A 14,151-nucleotide genomic window follows, 5' to 3' on the forward strand; every position below is an offset into this window, starting at 1 on the left:
GGTCGAACACCTGCATGTCCGTGAACGGCTCCACCACCACCGGCGCGCCATCCACGCTCGCGGCGCTCACAGGCGCGACGAACAGCTTCGTGCGAGGATTCTTCGGATACCGTTCCGCATCCATCCTGTTCAACCGCAAATACCGCTGCCTGCAACGATGCGAGCAATACAACTGGTCGGAACGCTTCGGCTCGAACCACTGATGACAGGCGGCGCACAACCGCTGGCGAGACAACTCAACAGGCGCGCCGTTCCTGCGCGCCATATCGTAGTGACGCCTGCACAAGCCTTTGGAACACACCGGACCGCCGCAACCGGCGACACCGCACATCAGAGGAAGGCCGGGTGAGAATACCATCGCTTCTCCTTCCGACGCTCACGATACTTAGCGCGCGCGTCGGCCGACTCCAACTCCGTCTTATACGAATGATGCCAGTGGCACAACGCCCACAGGTTCTCAGGCGAATCATCATCAGGCATACCGTTCTCGGCACGCTCCTTGTGGTCCACCTCATTCGACGGGGCCAAGCATTTGCTCTCCACCCCGAACTCATCCTTGACGGGCCACTGGCACCGCCAGCCATCCCGTTCCAAGATCATCTGACGGGTGCGCGGCCACGACGGGTCGAACCGCTCCTTACGACGACTGCTCGACCACGCCATAACCACCCCTTTAAGAACATGCGCGCCCGGCTCCACCGTCAACAGAAATGGAACAATGGGATATCGAGAGACATGGGCACAAGGGCGCGCACATAAACAGGACCGGCCGGCCGCTGACGAACCACACGTTATTCCGTTGTTGATTCACCGGCCAATCCCAAGCGGACGGTGCGAGATTTGAACTCGCGGACACCGAAGCGTCAGCACCTTAGCAAGATGCCGCATTAAACCACTCTGCCAACCATCCAAGAGCACACCGAGAGAGAATCGAACTCCCGCTTGCGGTTTTGGAGACCGCCATCCTACCACTGGACCACCGGCATACAGGCACCGCCCAAAAGACGATGCCAGAGACTCCCTCCACAACCCGTGGATGAGCTAATGCAAGGATCGCCGCGGCGACCCAGGAGACCCAGTTCTGCAACTAGGCAGACGGGCAGAGCACCGAGCGGGAATCGAACCCGCACCATCAGCTTGGAAGGCTGAGACGCTACCATTACGCCACCAGTGCATTCCGGCCCACTTATTGTGTCGCGCCGACCGGAAGGCCCGCCCCGTATTACGCGCCAGTTGCACCAAGGCTGTCAACTTTAGGAAACCCACGCCCCTTCGACAGGGCAAGGCCGGCACTCGACGCGTCCGCCCGCCGTTCCCGCGACGAGCAGATACACGCCTATCGAGGCAAGGGCGGGACTCGAACCCGCGACACAACCCTTACGAGGGGAATGCTCTAGCCATCTGAGCTACCAAGCCGAAGAACATTGATACGACCGCTACGCCATCCCATCAACATCCGACAAGCGTAAGCGTACTCAGGAACCGTGTTGCCGCAAACGTTGCACAATATAGGCGAGTTACGTTGCATGGAATAGATCGCCGAACGCCCGGTTTTTGACATGTGACGGATAGCTCAAAAAGTCTGGGGAACGCATTCAGCGTCAGAACCAGAGGCACAGCGGCCTCGGTCCGAACACCCGGGGGGAGCCTCCCCCACCCCGTTATTGATAACGATTCTCTTTATCGTGGCTGTTCTTACCGATATTGGTTATCGTTATCTCTCTATACGCCCTCGCGTGCGCCTCTGTGAGCGTGCTTGCGCCTCTGTCTGCCTCTGTGTGCGTGTCAGTCTCTGTAAGCGCGTCTATGCGCCGTCTATGCGTGTCTGTGTGCCGTCTGCCGTGATCGTCGCCCTGGCTATCTGTCTCGCCTATCCACGTCGCCCTATCCGTCTGTCTCGCGTCGCGTTTTTGTGTTGCGACACGCCGATAGATGCCAGTGTTTGCAACGTTTCTCAGTCTCAGCTTGCGCTACAGTACTGTAGCGTGTATAGTCGTAATTACCGCAAGGCAGACAGCCAAACGGAACGGGACACCTCAGACGGTGAGAGAGTCGGAGGCAGACGGTCCCAAAGCTTGAGAACTGAACAGTGGATATCACAGAGACGCAAGCGACTGCTTCGGTGTCGGCCGGCATCCTCACCGGTCGGGACGTTGAACGCTTGCTGAGTGGTTAAGGTTGCGCGGTTTCCGCCATGGAATTGGCCCGCGCGTGAATGAGTTTGATACTGGGTATGATTGTTCCCACCTGACATAGTGAGGTGGGAATGATATGGGACTTAGGGAATTGCGAGAGAAACGCGGACTGACCCAACAGCAGCTAGCCGAACGTGTCGGCACCACTCGCGGACGCATTAGCGCCTACGAGATTGGTGCGATTCCGGCTGAGAATATGACGTTAGGCACGTCGCTTAAGATTTGCGACGCCTTGCGGGTCAGTAATCCGCGCAAACTTGTTGAGGACTCTATGGAGAGTCCAAAAGAAAACAAGCCTACTGAGTAGGTTGTGTGTGCCCTTTGGCGCTTCGGGTCTCTTTATGGGACGTGGGGCGCACTGTGGGGTGAATGAATAACGCGGCTAGAGCTGGTACCTCTAGCCGCGTTGTGTTTGCCCTGAAAACTGAATGCGAATACAAGTTTTGAGGCGTGGTAGATTCTATCACGCCTCACAAGGAAGTGAGGTAATCATGACCAAAGAGGACATGTGGGACGCACTGCGCGAACGGTACGGCGTGTCTGAGCAGACTTTGCAAGTGGTGACGGATATCAACGGCTTCAGCGAGGACACCATGTGTGACGTGCTGTACGCCGTATCCGGCTACCGGTATTTCGGTCAGGAATCTGACGACTGACCGTCTGTAGCGTCGCGGGGCGCTTCGCACCCCGCTTTGCCCGTTCGGGCGTTATTCCAAACAAACATTCTGATCAATCCGTCTATCTGCTAGGGGGTAGTGTAATCATGCGTAGATTCGTTGGCGCTGTTGTGGCGCTGTCGTTGGTGGTGTCGGTTGCCGCGTGCGGCGAGGCTGACGCGTCGGGGCCGGTGGTGTCTGAACCGGTGGTGGCGGCTCCCGCACCCGAGCCGGAACCCGCGCCGGAACCTGAACCTGAACCGGTGTCGGAGCCCGCGCCCGCGCCGGAGCCGGAACCCGCGCCGGTGCCGTCCGTTGAGGAATTGGCGGCGGCTGTGATTCGCGGCGAGTACGGGAATGGTCAGGCGCGTAGGGACGCGCTTGGGGACCGGTACGACGAGGTTCAGGCGTTGGTGGATTCGCTGATGCCCGCACCCGCGCCGGTGGTGGGGTCCGCGCCGGTTGCCGCGCCCGTCGTCGTTGAGCCGGCGGTTCCGGAACCCGCGCCTGAGCCTGAGCCGGTGGCGTCGTCGCCTTCGGCTGCGGGGATTCCGGCGTGCGTGTTCGAGGATGGTTCAGACCCGGCCACCGGCGATTATATGCCGGTGTGCTATTGGGATGGTTTGACGATGGGCAACGGTGCGGGCGCGTCCTATGTGCTTGTGGACGGTGTGCCGGTGGACGGTTGGGCGTGGTGAGCGTGTCCGATCGTCAGACGTTGGTGGCGGCGGCTGTGATGGCCGTCGCCTTTCTTGTTCTCGCCGCGTCGGGTGTTGTCGGCGCGGCCGATTATTGCGAGGCGTCCGTAGCGGACGGCAGCAGTCCTTTTACGACGGTGGCCCAATGTCGGGCCTACTACGAGGAAAACGAGGTGTGAGATGGCCAGGTGTTGGTATGCGGCGTATTGGCCGTTTGGTGTGGGCGTGCGCCACAGCGAGGATAACTCGCCGGTGTGCAGCGTGCGCGTGTTCGATTCCAAACAAGAGCGTGACGCTTGGGTGGACGCTGACCGGTTCGACCAGAATTGGCATCGTTCGGCCGAGTCGCGCGGGTTCGTGCTGCCGCTCATGCGGTCTGATTTGAATTTCCATAATCGCGCCCTGTATGAGGGGTGGGATGTCGGTGGCCGTCATTACGGGGATGGTGAGCTTGTGGCCGCGTGGCGTGCCATGCGTGAGGAGGAGATGGCTTATGTCGGCTTCTGAGCTTGACGATGATGGTTGCGAGGCTGTCGCGCCCGAAGTGGTTCAGGCGATGGTGGAGCGTGTGGACTCGCGTCTGATGCCGGTGTCGCGGTTCGGTGGTTTCGAACCGTGCGAGTGGGTGTATCGGATTGGCGGGTTTTTCGGCGGGTATGTGACCGAGGCCGAGTGGGATGGGGCGTTCGCCGGTGAGCCTGAGTGGGCTGAGGCGACGTACTTGTCGGAGACCGGCGCGTTCGGCACCGAGGCCGACGATAGGGGGTATGCGTGATGCTGCCTGAGTCGGTTGTGGTGTCGGGTTTGCCTGTGGCCGTGGCCTACGCCTCATACGCTGAGGCGCACGGCCACACGGTGGGCGTGGAACGGTATGGGCGCGCGAAATGGCGCGTGTCGATTAAATGAGAGGGAGCGGTCATGGTTTTGACGGAACAAATGGTGGAGGAGATGGTTGGGCGTGTTGACGCCCGGCTGTATCCGTTGGCGCGGCGTGGCGGTTTCGAGCCGTGCGAGGGCATCTACCGTCTTGGGGACTGGGGCTATGTCCGTGAGGATGATTATCTGGCCGCTTTCGAGCCTGAGCCCGAGTGGGCTGCGACGGTGTACATGCTGGACGGGAATCGTCCCGATGAGGCCGGCGAGTGGTGCCGGCTGTACAACACGGGCGGCGTGGACGCTTTGGACCGTCGTCTGACCGACTCGTTCATACGTGAGGACCCCGATTGCGTGTTTTACACGACGGCCAATGATGATGGGAGTTGCTGATGGTTGTCAAGACCGGTTTTTGGGTTAATCCCGGCAATACGCGCGTGTTGTGGGCGCGTGACAACGGTTCCGACAAGCGTTCTGAGCTTTGGGAACTGTTCGACAATTTCGATAGCTATGAGTGGCGGGACGTGCGCGGCGCGCTCACGAATGAGCTGAAGGAATATGGGTTCGCCGGTTATCTTGCGGTGCTGCGTTCACAAGGATGGTCGTGCGTGCAGCAGCCCGACGGGTTCAGCAAGCAGTTCCAGGCGTTACCCAAGCTGCCGTTTCCCGACGCGTTGTTGTCGGGTTCCACGTGTGAGAGCGGCGGCTGGACGTATCTTGCGGCTGAGATTGTGCAGCCCAGCGCGGATACGGTGGCGTATGAGGTGCCGGCGCGGTGGGTGATCGACGTGAACGATGTCGTTGGCGACATCAGCGACGTTGGCCGGTTGCGTGGCGCGCCTGATGCTGCCGTTGTTGTTGAGCCTGAGCCGGTGACGGCTGAGATTCCCGAAGTGCCGCCCACGGTTAACGGTAGGGCGGCTGTTCGTTGCACGGTGCCGGCCATGATTCCGGCCAAAGAGCTGCCTCAGCTTGCGGGGCTGAAACGTCCGAAGCATTTCCGGGACGCGAGGGGCCGCAAGCTGGTGTATGTCGCGCATGACGATGGCAGGTGTGTTGTCGCGTGGCGTGAGACGTACACGGGCGGCGACGCTGAATTAGAGGCCCGCGTGGCCGATTACGTTCGTTCCATTGGTTTCGAGTTGGGAGCGTGAAAGATGGAAGACGATATGCTGTATTGCCGCGTGTGCGGTGATGGTTGCGAAGAGCTGACCTATGGCAGGTGCGGTTTCTGCAATGAGTACGACGTGGAGCGCGTCTGCGTGTTCGGTGACGAATTGAATGGTGTCCTCGTGCTCAGGGATGGGCGTGGTGGCTATTCGGTCCTCAATTGCGATCATCTGCTTGCGTTCTGTCGTTCGTCGTGGCGTGCCGTGTTGGATGCCTACCGTTGGTGGCGGGTGCTTGCCGAGCCGCGGAAACGCGCTTGTGAGCGTGACGTGTTGTGTCGCCTGTCGTTGTGGCTTGAGCATGTGGACATGCTTGCCGAGAGGCGGGCGCGTGAGCTGAAGGCGAGGGTGTGACCATGGCGAACATTGTCGTTACGGATGTGAGCATCGTGAACGCTTTGGAGCGGGCGGGATTCGCGACCACCGAGTCGAACGTGCGGCGGATTCGCAAGGCGTTGCCGTCCACCACGGCGGCGTTGTTGGATTCGCTGGTGGCTTCGGTGGATTTGCCGTGCAAGGCCGTCGCCGAGGCGTTGTTCTGAAAGGATTTTGGCTATGTCTGAGATAGCTGTCGAGACGGAAATGTGCGGGGATGTTCCCGCGCGTGTCGAGTGTGGTTTGGTTGGCAATTTCTATTGCGCCGTGTGCGGCAGGGGCGAGAGCGTTTTCGCGCACTGGTTCAAGGGCGAATACGTGGGTGAGGAACGGTATTGGCTGGTGAACGGGGTGACGGGCGCTGAGGTGTTGGTGCCGCCGGTGTTGGCCGCCGAGTATGAGGCCGGCGAGTTGACCGTGGATGATATCGCGTCATCTGCGGCGCTTGATTTGCCTGATTGGCCTGATTGGGTGGATGACTGCCATCTGGTGAAACGTTGACCGTTTCGTTGTTTATTGGTTCGAGGGTCGCGCGTGGGCGTGGCCCTCATTGGTTAAGGAGTGTCTTATGGAGTGTTTGGCGTGTGACCGGTGTTCCCGAGTCGTTCGCGAGGATGACGGATTGGAGTGGAACGGCTGTTGCGAATGCGTGGAATGCAAGCGGTTCCTGTGCGTTGAATGCAGTGAGATGGATTCGTTGGGTGTGTTCCGGTGTGTGGATTGCGCGCGAAAGGAGGTTCGCTGATGTTAAGGCGTGAAAGATTTTACCGTTACGTCGGGTTCGATGTTATGAACAATCGTGAACGGTGGCGGCGCGTACGTCTCCCCCGCTTGTGGTTGGACTGGCTGCGTGATGTCGTGCGCGACGCGAATCATGCGCGGCTTGGTTTCGCGAGCTGGATGTATGTCATGGTCAGGTGGCGTGGCGACGTGCTGCCGGCGGACATGCTGCCCGTCGATGTTGAGATCGTTTAGGAAAGGAAGAGTGGTCGAAAATGGCTGATGTGCATGGTGATGCGGATTGTCTGCTGGGGTTGCTGGCGGACGGGTGGAGCTGCGATGCCCAGCTGAGGTTCTGGTCGGCTGACGGCGAGGATTATGCGGTGATGCCGGTGCCGAGTGCATGCGGGTGCGCCAAGTTCCCGTTGGCGGACTGGCTGGCCGGGCAGGGCGTCTCGGATGCCGTCGAGCGAGCCGATCTGTTTCGGCATAGGTGGGATGCGGGTAATTGGTCCGGCGCGGTCAATCTGATGACCGAGCTGGGCGTGTGCATGCAGCTCACCGAAATGAGCTTGCAGTTGAACATGAACGATTAGGAGGTGCGGTGATGCGTGTCAAAGTGTGGTATGAGCAGCGGCTGGAGGGCGTGGCCGTGCTTGACGTTCCCGACATGCCCGCCGAGCTTGTCGAGGAATGGTTGGACGATCATCGCGACGAGTGGGAGGAGCAGGCCGACCGGTATCTGGGCGTGGCGGATACGTCGTATCGTCTGTTGTGATGCCGGTTTGGCGTGTCCTCGCGCCTGGTGGTAGCGTTGCTGGTACCTGTTCCCCACGCGAGTGGGGATGACCCATTGAAAAATTGGGATTACGTGGTGTTCCCCGCACTTGTGGGGATGAACCCCTGAACATGTTGGGTTACATGGTGCTCCCCGCCTTGGCGGGGATGACCCCGATATGATGTAGGAATACATGTGTTCCCCGCTCACGCGGGGATGACCCCTTGAAGATGTGTGTCGATTCTTCGGGTCGCATAGTGTTCCCCACGCTTGTGGGGTTTGTGATTGCTGATTGCCGTTCGACGCGTGTTTGCGTGTCGGACGGCTTGCACTATGGAGGTGTTTCTTATGTTCGTGATTCTTGATGACAACGGTTTCGAGATGCGTCGTGTGGAGGCGTTGCCGAAGCTGGAATACGATTTGTCGGAGTTGAATGAGCCGTACGACAATCGTGTGGCGTATCCGACCGTGACGGCCACTGACCCGTGGGGTCATGTCGTGTCGGTCACGACGAACAGGGCCGGTGAGGGCGAGTTCAAGCGTGTGGAGACGCCGTTGGGCGTCGAGTATCGTCAGACGCGCGGCACGTTGCAGTTACAGCTGTCCCATTTGGATCAGGGTGTGAAAAAGACGTTGAACAATCGTTGGAAGGCCAAGCATGTGCGTGACGCGGACGATTGGGATGCCGAGCGGCAGGTGCTGCGCGAATTGGAAGAGCAGGATGAGGAGGATTTGCGCCGCTTGTGACGTGGCGTTGGTTTGCTTTCTTCGGGGCGGATGCGATAGTATCGTGTCCGCCTTTCCTTTGTCCGGGGACTTCGCTGGCACGGCTTGAATGGTGCGACGGACGGTTTTACGGGGCTTGCCATGCCTTGACGCGCATGGCACTTCATTGAGGAAACAAAGGAAAGGAGTCTCTCATGGGAAACGATTCGCGTTGCACATGGGCCAAAGGGCGCGACGGCGACTGGATCATCCGCATTCCGCGTCGGATGCGGGACAACTATGAGGAGGCGGGCGAAAGCGAATTCACCGTCCAAAAGGCCAACGGCGACACGCAGATCGTGGAGGTCACCGGATACAGCAAGCCGTTCACCGGCAGGGATGGCGTCGAATACGTGTTCGGCTATCCCAAGCGGGAGGAACGCCGCCGCTATCCCACCCGCCGTAAGGGGCATCGCTGCGATTCGTGCGGCCGCCACGGTGCCCATCAGGCGCATGATATGAGCGGGTTGCCCTGCTGGCTGTGCAAGGGGTGCGACGATGGCTCGTACAGCGCCTGTTAGCGGCATGTGCGCGGTGTCCGGCTGCATCCGTCCTAGGGAGTGCGGCGACTACTGCAACCGCCATTACGGCCAGTCGATGTACCGTGTTCCGGGCGACGTTCCGGATGGGTGGCCGTGTCCGATCTGCGGCGAACGGTTGGGCAACCTGTCGAACCATATGAGGCATCATCACGGCATCGCCCCGTCCGCCTGGTATGCGAAGCATAATGTGACGTGCCGCGAGCGCGGCTGCGACAGGCCGGTGAAGTCGCGTGGCCTGTGCGAGGCTCACGCGAAGTTGGAGCGCGCATTGAGGCGTGCGAATAAATGAAAGGGTTACGAAATGTTGTCGTTTGTGGAGATTGCCAACGAGTGCGGTGTGTCGGTGGATGATGTTCGCAGCGCGTGGAATATGGCGGAGCGCTTCGATCTGATTGAAAGAGTTCCCCGTCTTGGCCCGTATGAGGATGGCGGTGATGACATTAAGTTCCGCCGCGTGTGGTTCGTGAATTCGGATGACGGCGTGAAGTATGGCATCGGTGAGCAGCGGTTCAGTTACCGGTATGGAGGCATGTTCGACACGAAGACCGAGGCGGTCATGGATGCTTTGAGCAATGGCTGGCGTGCCGGTCGAGGCAATTGGAGGAGCCGCTGTTAGAGCGTTGGACTGTCGGGCTGCAGCAGGGTCTAGGCCGTTGTCTGGTGTCTCGCATGCTTGCGCAACGTTTGTTGCAACGTGTGCTATAGTGTGGTTTGGATGGTTTCGGCCGTCCAATGTCTCACGGTTTCGGCCGTGTGCGGATCGAAATGGAAAAAGCGACGCCACCGGTGTTGCCGATTCGGTTTTGACCGAATGTCTCATAGGGGAGGCGACTCCCCTGTGAGCGGATCGAAATTAAGGATTATACATTGCGGAAGCGTGTGTCATGCCGGATGGGATTCTCGGATTCCGACTGGTTGTCTCGCAGGGAGGGGTGACTTTCCTGCGAGTGGATCGAAAACATACGTGAGGCATGCTGATAGACGATATGTTTATCGCCGCCGGTCGGGGTCCTCGGACTCCGCCCGGCTGTCTCGCAAGGAGGGGCGACTTTCCTTGCGAGTGGATCGAAATAGGATGCCAAGTACATGTAGCGGTGCATCTGCGACGTTCGGGGCGTGAGCCTTGGGCGCGTGTCGCCCGCCGTAAGGCGGGCGTGGATCGAAACTATATGAGTGCTATGGTGAATGGTCGTGGCATTGTCGGGCGGGGTCTTCGGGCTCCGCCCGTTTCTTAGTCGTGGGCTTCCGCCGTTCGCGCGGGTCGCCCATCGTGGGTTTTGTTCTTTCCGCCGCCCGTGGCCGGTGATGGCCGCGGGCTTGACTGATTGGAGTGGGTCATGGTCGATGTGAATGTGGTCGCCGACGGCGACAAGGTGCTGCTGTACAGTCCGTACGACGCGGAGTGTGTGAAGGACTGCCGCCAGATGGGCGGGAAATGGGATTCGGGCCGGCGCGCGTGGGCGTTCGACAAGCGCGACATGGAACGTGTGGAGCGGATCGCGGCGAAGTATTTCGGATACACGCCCTCCTCCGGCGCGGCCGGTGAGGGTGAGTTGGTTGATGTGCGGTTCAAGGCCGAGGATTTCTATCATGCGGGTGAGATCCGTGTCGGCGACAGGCGGTTGGTGTGGCGCACGGATCGTGACAGGCCGGTTCATTTCGCCGTGGGTGTGGTCGTGGTCGAGGGCCGGTTCGGGGATAGCGGCGGCTCCGCGAAGAATCCCAGCGTCGGCGATACGGAGGGTATCGTGTTGGAGGCGCGTGGTCTGCCCGCGAGCGTGTTGGAGGGCGTGGACACTGGCTTGTATGAGCTGGTGTCGAACGCGCCCGACGTGACGGCGTTGCGTGCCGAGCGCGCAAGGTTGTTGGAGCGTGTCGCGGAGATCGACGCGTTGCTGGCCGAAACGGCCGAAAAGTGATTGGTTGTTAATTGGTTTGTGGGAACAATCGGAGAGCCGTCCTTATGGGCGGCTCTCTTGTCTAGTATCATTCGATCCCATGTGTGATGGGATTATCGAGGGCGTGGTGGATCCGTTCGACGTGCGCGTGTCCGAGGGCGTGTTGCCTGATGGGCGTGTGTGGCCTGAGGATGCGACGGAGTTGATCGAACTGAGCGGTGTCGCGCCCACGGTCGAACAGTTGGGCGACCCGTTGTTCTTCGACCATTTGCGAGAGCGTTTGAACCGTTGAAAACGGCCTCTATTGTTCCAAAACGTCAAAAAGGAACAATAGAGGCCGGTGGCGTGGCGTTCTATCGTGGCGTTGTCATACTCAGGCGAGTTTGATCGAGTCGATTTCGGCGAGTTGTTCGAGAGTGAGGATCGCGGTCACGCCGTTGCGCAGGTTGAAGATTTTCACGATGTCGGACGCCGTCCACGCACTGCATTCGACGTGCGCTTCGGCTTGTATCCTGTTGAGGATTCCGCGGCGCATCTCCCACCAGCCGAGCCTCTGGTCAGGCTCGAAGCCGAGCCTGTTGAGATGGTATGACATGGTGTTTTTCGGCGGTTCGCTCAGGTCGAGGATGTTTTCGGCTTCGATGGTGCCGTTCATGCTTGCTCCTTCCGGGTCGAACGGCAAGCCGAGGACGCTACGCCAATAGTTCGCGAAGATGCCCGCCATCAGTAGTCCTCGATTTCGTGGTTTCGGATGATTATGGATTTGATCGGAATGGTGATGGTGGTGTCGGGTTCGTAATCTATGCCGTTGGGGTTTAGATAGTGGATGGTGCCGGTGAGGGTTTCGGTGATTCCGGCGTTGATGCCGTGGAAGCCGGGGAAACTGGTGCCTATGACGGCATGACGGTCTATTTCGAGTTCGACGGGACTGGTGCCGAGGGGATGCTTCTCGAGTTTGGCCAGTCGCATGCGGAGCGCGGATTCGCGTTCCACCGCTTGCTTCCAGCGCCGATGGGATCCGGCGGCTCGTGCGGATTCGTAGTATTCTCGGCAGATGAGTTCGGCCGTTTCTTTGACCCACCATCGTGGATCGTCGGTTTCGACGCTGAGGGCGCGCGGGTTCGTGCACGTGACCTTACCGTCGCGGATGGCGAAGTCGCCGTCGAGGATCGTGTTCATGTGCGGCATGATCTGTGGCTGCCACCGGTGCTTGCTGGGTTTGCTGACGTTCATGCGGTTCTCCTGAGTGATTCGTAGGTGTCGGCTGTCTGGTCGTTGAGAATGTACGTGTTGTAGTCGCCTTGTGTGATGTAATGCCAGCGTTTCCCATGTCCTTCGAGCAGATGGTCCTCGCAGGTGCGATCGATGCTGTAGTCGGGGTTTATCATCTGTCTGAAGCTGAGTTCGTCCACGTTCTGAACGCCCGAGCACATGCGGTCGATGCGGTCGATGCGGTCGGGTGTGAAATCTGGTGCGACGACGAACACCACACGGTTGGCCGTGCCTTGGATGCGTTGGATGCGGGGTATGAGGCGTTCGTGGCGGATGTGGTAGACGATGCGGTCGAACATGGGTTCGTCCGGCGTGCCAGCGTGCAGGAGGTGCGGGGCCGCGATCATGCTGGTGTGCATTTCGGTTGCCACGCCTTTCTGTTTGCATTGTTCGGTGATTCGCCGGTACCATGCGCGCCGTTCGTCGTCGATGCGCCACAACGGGTCGCCGCCGCCGCTGAAGCTGAGGAACCGCATGTTCGGCAGGAGGCGTTCGATGGTTCGTGTCGTCTCGTTCATGTCGGTTTCGGGCACGTCGATGCCGGTGGTTTTGACCACGCAGTAGGGGCATTTCCAATGGCATCCGAAGTTCGTGATGACGCTGTAGTGGCCGTCCGTCATCGGTCGTTGTCCTTTCCGTAGAGTTCGCGTATGAGTTCGTGATTGACTTCCGTGATTTCGAAGCCGACGGTTTCCCTCGGCCCGTCCGGCGTGCAACACCAGCCGGTTTCGGGCGGGTGGATGATCGCGGCCACGCGCAAGGGTCCGTCGAGCGGGCGTATGCGGTTATTCGGGAGTATCGCGTCTTGGATGTACTGCGAATAGTGCGGGGCGTGGCTTTCGAGCCACCAGCCGGTGAACAGCACGTCGTCGTCGCAGCAGTCGCAGCTGTATTCGTAGCTTGCGTGGAGGATGCCGCGTCGCCATTCAAGGTCTCGTGGATCAAGCCGGTTCACGTCCGGATAGTCGATGCGGTATATGATTTCGTCGCCCTCGTTGATCGTGCCTTTCATGCGGATCGCATGCCAGCGTTGATACGTGACCTCGCAGTTCGCGGAGTATTTGAATCCGTGGATGACGTGCGGGTTCGGACCGTGCGGTTCCGGGAGGTATGGGCCGTCGTCGTGGGCGAGCAGGCGCATGGTGTTTGGATATAGTTCCATCACTTCCTCGATGAGGTCGTTGACGTGGCCCAGCGGCTTGTATGCGTCTGATTCGATGTCATCCCTCGACGGTAGAGGTCCTCTCATTGTGATTCCTCCATTCGGCGTTGACGAGGTTCCAGAGGTTCGTGTTCTCCTCCCCCGCGTTTTCCTTGCGATCCTTGGTGGCGAGCTGGTACGCGTCGGCGAGCCGGTAGACGGGCTTGCTGAATTCGTCCTCCCCCGCCTGTTTGAGCTGGTTGCGGTGGACCCAGCTGCGCATGGTGCTTTTGTTGACGGCGAGGCCGGCGACTTCGGCCAATAGTTCGATGAGGCGGGCCTGGCCGGCGGTGATGCCGCTGTTGAGGATGCGTTGTTCGCGCAGATGGGTGAGGTATCCTACGGTCCACACGTTGCCGCAGCGGGGGCATTTGACCTCACGTTCGTCGATGGGGGCGCTGAGTTGGATGCCGCATTCGCTGTTGGCGCAGGGGCCGAGGATGACGTGTTCCTCGTCGCGCGTGTCGAGCAGCCGGTGGCCGGTGACGCGAAGACGGTGGATCTCATCGACGTGCGCGGGGAACGCGGGACTGGTGAGGATGGCCGGCGTGATATTAGGCGGCAGGATCACCAACACGCCGCCTCTGAAGTCGTATCCGCATGCCGCTTGGGCGATCAGCTGCACCATGTCGGTGAGTTCCATACGGTCATGCATGGGGTTGCCGAGGCAGCGGAGGATGACGCGCAGTGTGGTCTCCACGCCGTCGTTGCCTTTGTCGTCCACGCCGTACAGGTACGTCCAGATGTTCTCGCGTACCGGGGAGGGCGCGTTGGCGCGGCTTGCGCCGCCCGAACCTTTGCCTTCGTCCTTGTTGGCCTTGTTGAGCCGGTATTCGAGGTCCGGCAGATGCTCTTGCAGCCATTTGAGGTCGTCGGTGAACTTGGTTTCGCATCGTTCGCAGACGCGGTGTTCGTCGGGTTTGTCGCGATGGCAGTTGGGGCAGGTGGTGGCCAAGAGACGGGTCCTTTCGCGGTTTGGAGCGTGTTTGACTCTCCCCGCAATGGGACC

At 60.0% G+C, this 14,151-nt stretch carries 28 protein-coding genes and 3 tRNA genes; 22 read left to right on the top strand and 9 right to left on the bottom strand.

What is annotated here, in order from left to right; genetic code table 11:
* Positions 1 to 14 precede the first annotated feature (14 nt).
* Positions 15 to 203, top strand: coding sequence for a hypothetical protein (locus AC1AV0_RS02035; RefSeq protein WP_094636854.1), 189 nt, complete (start codon positions 15 to 17; stop codon positions 201 to 203).
* 127 nt (positions 204 to 330) lie between these two features.
* Here the strand turns inward: AC1AV0_RS02035 and AC1AV0_RS02040 are convergent, their stop codons facing one another.
* The 4 genes from AC1AV0_RS02040 to AC1AV0_RS02055 form a co-directional block, all read right to left on the bottom strand.
* The gene (locus tag AC1AV0_RS02040) at positions 331 to 663 is read right to left on the bottom strand and encodes an HNH endonuclease (protein WP_094636853.1); all 333 of its coding nucleotides are present in this window, start codon (positions 661 to 663) and stop codon (positions 331 to 333) included.
* A gap of 162 nt (positions 664 to 825) precedes the next feature.
* A tRNA-Ser gene (locus tag AC1AV0_RS02045) sits at positions 826 to 910 on the bottom strand.
* 5 nt (positions 911 to 915) lie between these two features.
* A tRNA-Trp gene (locus AC1AV0_RS02050) sits at positions 916 to 986 on the bottom strand.
* 117 nt (positions 987 to 1,103) lie between these two features.
* Positions 1,104 to 1,174: transfer RNA gene (locus tag AC1AV0_RS02055), tRNA-Gly, on the bottom strand.
* 1,097 nt (positions 1,175 to 2,271) lie between these two features.
* On the opposite strand from AC1AV0_RS02055, the gene AC1AV0_RS02060 reads away from it, so the two are divergent.
* From AC1AV0_RS02060 to AC1AV0_RS02160, 21 genes are all read left to right on the top strand, one after another.
* Positions 2,272 to 2,502 (top strand): helix-turn-helix transcriptional regulator, encoded by a 231-nt coding sequence (locus AC1AV0_RS02060; RefSeq protein WP_094636852.1) that lies wholly within the window; start codon positions 2,272 to 2,274, stop codon positions 2,500 to 2,502.
* Between the two features lie 184 nt (positions 2,503 to 2,686).
* Positions 2,687 to 2,851, top strand: a complete 165-nt coding sequence (locus AC1AV0_RS02065; protein ID WP_158217210.1) for a hypothetical protein — start codon at positions 2,687 to 2,689, stop codon at positions 2,849 to 2,851.
* Between the two features lie 107 nt (positions 2,852 to 2,958).
* Entirely contained in the window at positions 2,959 to 3,549 is a 591-nt protein-coding gene (locus AC1AV0_RS02070) for a hypothetical protein (RefSeq protein ID WP_094636851.1), read from the top strand.
* A 2-nt stretch (positions 3,550 to 3,551) separates the two neighbouring features.
* Positions 3,552 to 3,728, top strand: a complete 177-nt coding sequence (locus AC1AV0_RS02075; RefSeq protein ID WP_158217209.1) for a hypothetical protein — start codon at positions 3,552 to 3,554, stop codon at positions 3,726 to 3,728.
* A 1-nt stretch (position 3,729) separates the two neighbouring features.
* Positions 3,730 to 4,056, top strand: coding sequence for a hypothetical protein (locus tag AC1AV0_RS02080; protein ID WP_094636849.1), 327 nt, complete (start codon positions 3,730 to 3,732; stop codon positions 4,054 to 4,056).
* On the top strand, positions 4,043 to 4,324 hold the full coding sequence (locus AC1AV0_RS02085; protein ID WP_094636848.1) for a hypothetical protein: 282 nt from the start codon (positions 4,043 to 4,045) through the stop codon (positions 4,322 to 4,324). Before AC1AV0_RS02080 ends, AC1AV0_RS02085 begins: the two co-directional genes overlap by 14 nt.
* Positions 4,321 to 4,455, top strand: coding sequence for a hypothetical protein (locus AC1AV0_RS02090; RefSeq protein WP_264299044.1), 135 nt, complete (start codon positions 4,321 to 4,323; stop codon positions 4,453 to 4,455). Before AC1AV0_RS02085 ends, AC1AV0_RS02090 begins: the two co-directional genes overlap by 4 nt.
* A 12-nt stretch (positions 4,456 to 4,467) precedes the next feature.
* Positions 4,468 to 4,815: a hypothetical protein gene (locus AC1AV0_RS02095; RefSeq protein ID WP_094636847.1), complete on the top strand. Its 348-nt coding sequence runs from the start codon at positions 4,468 to 4,470 to the stop codon at positions 4,813 to 4,815.
* The gene (locus AC1AV0_RS02100) at positions 4,815 to 5,576 is read left to right on the top strand and encodes a hypothetical protein (RefSeq protein WP_094636846.1); all 762 of its coding nucleotides are present in this window, start codon (positions 4,815 to 4,817) and stop codon (positions 5,574 to 5,576) included. Before AC1AV0_RS02095 ends, AC1AV0_RS02100 begins: the two co-directional genes overlap by 1 nt.
* Before the next feature lie 3 nt (positions 5,577 to 5,579).
* Positions 5,580 to 5,945 (top strand): hypothetical protein, encoded by a 366-nt coding sequence (locus tag AC1AV0_RS02105; RefSeq protein ID WP_143249304.1) that lies wholly within the window; start codon positions 5,580 to 5,582, stop codon positions 5,943 to 5,945.
* 2 nt (positions 5,946 to 5,947) lie between these two features.
* Positions 5,948 to 6,133 carry a hypothetical protein gene (locus AC1AV0_RS02110; RefSeq protein ID WP_094636844.1) on the top strand — a complete coding sequence of 62 codons (186 nt, stop codon included), beginning with the start codon at positions 5,948 to 5,950 and terminating at the stop codon, positions 6,131 to 6,133.
* A gap of 13 nt (positions 6,134 to 6,146) precedes the next feature.
* Positions 6,147 to 6,467 (top strand): hypothetical protein, encoded by a 321-nt coding sequence (locus tag AC1AV0_RS02115; RefSeq protein ID WP_094636843.1) that lies wholly within the window; start codon positions 6,147 to 6,149, stop codon positions 6,465 to 6,467.
* A gap of 243 nt (positions 6,468 to 6,710) precedes the next feature.
* Positions 6,711 to 6,941 (top strand): hypothetical protein, encoded by a 231-nt coding sequence (locus AC1AV0_RS02120; RefSeq protein WP_094636842.1) that lies wholly within the window; start codon positions 6,711 to 6,713, stop codon positions 6,939 to 6,941.
* Positions 6,942 to 6,961: 20 nt separating this feature from the next.
* The gene (locus AC1AV0_RS02125) at positions 6,962 to 7,282 is read left to right on the top strand and encodes a hypothetical protein (RefSeq protein ID WP_094636841.1); all 321 of its coding nucleotides are present in this window, start codon (positions 6,962 to 6,964) and stop codon (positions 7,280 to 7,282) included.
* An 8-nt stretch (positions 7,283 to 7,290) separates the two neighbouring features.
* Complete coding sequence (locus tag AC1AV0_RS02130) at positions 7,291 to 7,464, top strand: hypothetical protein (RefSeq protein ID WP_158217208.1); 174 nt, start codon at positions 7,291 to 7,293, stop codon at positions 7,462 to 7,464.
* A gap of 348 nt (positions 7,465 to 7,812) precedes the next feature.
* Positions 7,813 to 8,211: a hypothetical protein gene (locus tag AC1AV0_RS02135; RefSeq protein WP_094636840.1), complete on the top strand. Its 399-nt coding sequence runs from the start codon at positions 7,813 to 7,815 to the stop codon at positions 8,209 to 8,211.
* A 173-nt stretch (positions 8,212 to 8,384) separates the two neighbouring features.
* The gene (locus AC1AV0_RS02140) at positions 8,385 to 8,750 is read left to right on the top strand and encodes a hypothetical protein (RefSeq protein ID WP_094636839.1); all 366 of its coding nucleotides are present in this window, start codon (positions 8,385 to 8,387) and stop codon (positions 8,748 to 8,750) included.
* Positions 8,728 to 9,060 carry a hypothetical protein gene (locus AC1AV0_RS02145; protein ID WP_143249303.1) on the top strand — a complete coding sequence of 111 codons (333 nt, stop codon included), beginning with the start codon at positions 8,728 to 8,730 and terminating at the stop codon, positions 9,058 to 9,060. The genes AC1AV0_RS02140 and AC1AV0_RS02145 overlap by 23 nt, the downstream gene beginning before the upstream one ends.
* Before the next feature lie 12 nt (positions 9,061 to 9,072).
* The gene (locus AC1AV0_RS02150) at positions 9,073 to 9,387 is read left to right on the top strand and encodes a hypothetical protein (RefSeq protein ID WP_476570796.1); all 315 of its coding nucleotides are present in this window, start codon (positions 9,073 to 9,075) and stop codon (positions 9,385 to 9,387) included.
* A 721-nt stretch (positions 9,388 to 10,108) separates the two neighbouring features.
* On the top strand, positions 10,109 to 10,690 hold the full coding sequence (locus tag AC1AV0_RS02155) for a hypothetical protein (protein ID WP_094636837.1): 582 nt from the start codon (positions 10,109 to 10,111) through the stop codon (positions 10,688 to 10,690).
* Between the two features lie 79 nt (positions 10,691 to 10,769).
* On the top strand, positions 10,770 to 10,961 hold the full coding sequence (locus AC1AV0_RS02160) for a hypothetical protein (protein WP_143249302.1): 192 nt from the start codon (positions 10,770 to 10,772) through the stop codon (positions 10,959 to 10,961).
* A gap of 81 nt (positions 10,962 to 11,042) precedes the next feature.
* On the opposite strand, the gene AC1AV0_RS02165 is transcribed toward AC1AV0_RS02160, so the two are convergent.
* Genes AC1AV0_RS02165 through AC1AV0_RS02185 form a run of 5 tightly spaced genes read right to left on the bottom strand, consistent with a single transcriptional unit; the run spans position 11,043 to position 14,097 of the window.
* A complete protein-coding gene (locus AC1AV0_RS02165; protein ID WP_094636836.1) occupies positions 11,043 to 11,393 on the bottom strand; it encodes a hypothetical protein in 351 nt (116 codons plus the stop codon).
* Complete coding sequence (locus tag AC1AV0_RS02170; protein ID WP_094636835.1) at positions 11,393 to 11,902, bottom strand: hypothetical protein; 510 nt, start codon at positions 11,900 to 11,902, stop codon at positions 11,393 to 11,395. Before AC1AV0_RS02170 ends, AC1AV0_RS02165 begins: the two co-directional genes overlap by 1 nt.
* Positions 11,899 to 12,561: a hypothetical protein gene (locus tag AC1AV0_RS02175; RefSeq protein ID WP_094636834.1), complete on the bottom strand. Its 663-nt coding sequence runs from the start codon at positions 12,559 to 12,561 to the stop codon at positions 11,899 to 11,901. Before AC1AV0_RS02175 ends, AC1AV0_RS02170 begins: the two co-directional genes overlap by 4 nt.
* Positions 12,558 to 13,190 carry a hypothetical protein gene (locus AC1AV0_RS02180; RefSeq protein ID WP_094636833.1) on the bottom strand — a complete coding sequence of 211 codons (633 nt, stop codon included), beginning with the start codon at positions 13,188 to 13,190 and terminating at the stop codon, positions 12,558 to 12,560. The genes AC1AV0_RS02175 and AC1AV0_RS02180 overlap by 4 nt, the downstream gene beginning before the upstream one ends.
* Positions 13,162 to 14,097 carry an MJ0042-type zinc finger domain-containing protein gene (locus AC1AV0_RS02185; protein WP_094636832.1) on the bottom strand — a complete coding sequence of 312 codons (936 nt, stop codon included), beginning with the start codon at positions 14,095 to 14,097 and terminating at the stop codon, positions 13,162 to 13,164. The genes AC1AV0_RS02180 and AC1AV0_RS02185 overlap by 29 nt, the downstream gene beginning before the upstream one ends.
* Between the last annotated feature and the right edge of the window lie 54 nt (positions 14,098 to 14,151).

It is taken from the genome of Bifidobacterium sp. LH_558 (genome assembly GCF_056356295.1).

Bases quoted from the DNA above. Each gene is read 5' to 3' on its own strand.
- AC1AV0_RS02175 (WP_094636834.1), bottom strand. From the start codon at position 12,561: ATGACGGACGGCCACTACAGCGTCATCACGAACTTCGGATGCCATTGG.
- AC1AV0_RS02145 (WP_143249303.1), top strand. From the start codon at position 8,728: ATGGCTCGTACAGCGCCTGTTAGCGGCATGTGCGCGGTGTCCGGCTGC.
- AC1AV0_RS02140 (WP_094636839.1), top strand. From the start codon at position 8,385: ATGGGAAACGATTCGCGTTGCACATGGGCCAAAGGGCGCGACGGCGAC.
- AC1AV0_RS02135 (WP_094636840.1), top strand. From the start codon at position 7,813: ATGTTCGTGATTCTTGATGACAACGGTTTCGAGATGCGTCGTGTGGAG.
- AC1AV0_RS02105 (WP_143249304.1), top strand. From the start codon at position 5,580: ATGGAAGACGATATGCTGTATTGCCGCGTGTGCGGTGATGGTTGCGAA.
- AC1AV0_RS02065 (WP_158217210.1), top strand. From the start codon at position 2,687: ATGACCAAAGAGGACATGTGGGACGCACTGCGCGAACGGTACGGCGTG.
- AC1AV0_RS02165 (WP_094636836.1), bottom strand. From the start codon at position 11,393: ATGGCGGGCATCTTCGCGAACTATTGGCGTAGCGTCCTCGGCTTGCCG.
- AC1AV0_RS02150 (WP_476570796.1), top strand. From the start codon at position 9,073: ATGTTGTCGTTTGTGGAGATTGCCAACGAGTGCGGTGTGTCGGTGGAT.
- AC1AV0_RS02040 (WP_094636853.1), bottom strand. From the start codon at position 663: ATGGCGTGGTCGAGCAGTCGTCGTAAGGAGCGGTTCGACCCGTCGTGG.
- AC1AV0_RS02095 (WP_094636847.1), top strand. From the start codon at position 4,468: ATGGTTTTGACGGAACAAATGGTGGAGGAGATGGTTGGGCGTGTTGAC.
- AC1AV0_RS02170 (WP_094636835.1), bottom strand. From the start codon at position 11,902: ATGAACGTCAGCAAACCCAGCAAGCACCGGTGGCAGCCACAGATCATG.
- AC1AV0_RS02160 (WP_143249302.1), top strand. From the start codon at position 10,770: ATGTGTGATGGGATTATCGAGGGCGTGGTGGATCCGTTCGACGTGCGC.
- AC1AV0_RS02125 (WP_094636841.1), top strand. From the start codon at position 6,962: ATGGCTGATGTGCATGGTGATGCGGATTGTCTGCTGGGGTTGCTGGCG.
- AC1AV0_RS02060 (WP_094636852.1), top strand. From the start codon at position 2,272: ATGGGACTTAGGGAATTGCGAGAGAAACGCGGACTGACCCAACAGCAG.
- AC1AV0_RS02110 (WP_094636844.1), top strand. From the start codon at position 5,948: ATGGCGAACATTGTCGTTACGGATGTGAGCATCGTGAACGCTTTGGAG.
- AC1AV0_RS02035 (WP_094636854.1), top strand. From the start codon at position 15: ATGTCCGTGAACGGCTCCACCACCACCGGCGCGCCATCCACGCTCGCG.
- AC1AV0_RS02115 (WP_094636843.1), top strand. From the start codon at position 6,147: ATGTCTGAGATAGCTGTCGAGACGGAAATGTGCGGGGATGTTCCCGCG.
- AC1AV0_RS02080 (WP_094636849.1), top strand. From the start codon at position 3,730: ATGGCCAGGTGTTGGTATGCGGCGTATTGGCCGTTTGGTGTGGGCGTG.
- AC1AV0_RS02120 (WP_094636842.1), top strand. From the start codon at position 6,711: ATGTTAAGGCGTGAAAGATTTTACCGTTACGTCGGGTTCGATGTTATG.
- AC1AV0_RS02085 (WP_094636848.1), top strand. From the start codon at position 4,043: ATGTCGGCTTCTGAGCTTGACGATGATGGTTGCGAGGCTGTCGCGCCC.
- AC1AV0_RS02070 (WP_094636851.1), top strand. From the start codon at position 2,959: ATGCGTAGATTCGTTGGCGCTGTTGTGGCGCTGTCGTTGGTGGTGTCG.
- AC1AV0_RS02100 (WP_094636846.1), top strand. From the start codon at position 4,815: ATGGTTGTCAAGACCGGTTTTTGGGTTAATCCCGGCAATACGCGCGTG.
- AC1AV0_RS02180 (WP_094636833.1), bottom strand. From the start codon at position 13,190: ATGAGAGGACCTCTACCGTCGAGGGATGACATCGAATCAGACGCATAC.
- AC1AV0_RS02155 (WP_094636837.1), top strand. From the start codon at position 10,109: ATGGTCGATGTGAATGTGGTCGCCGACGGCGACAAGGTGCTGCTGTAC.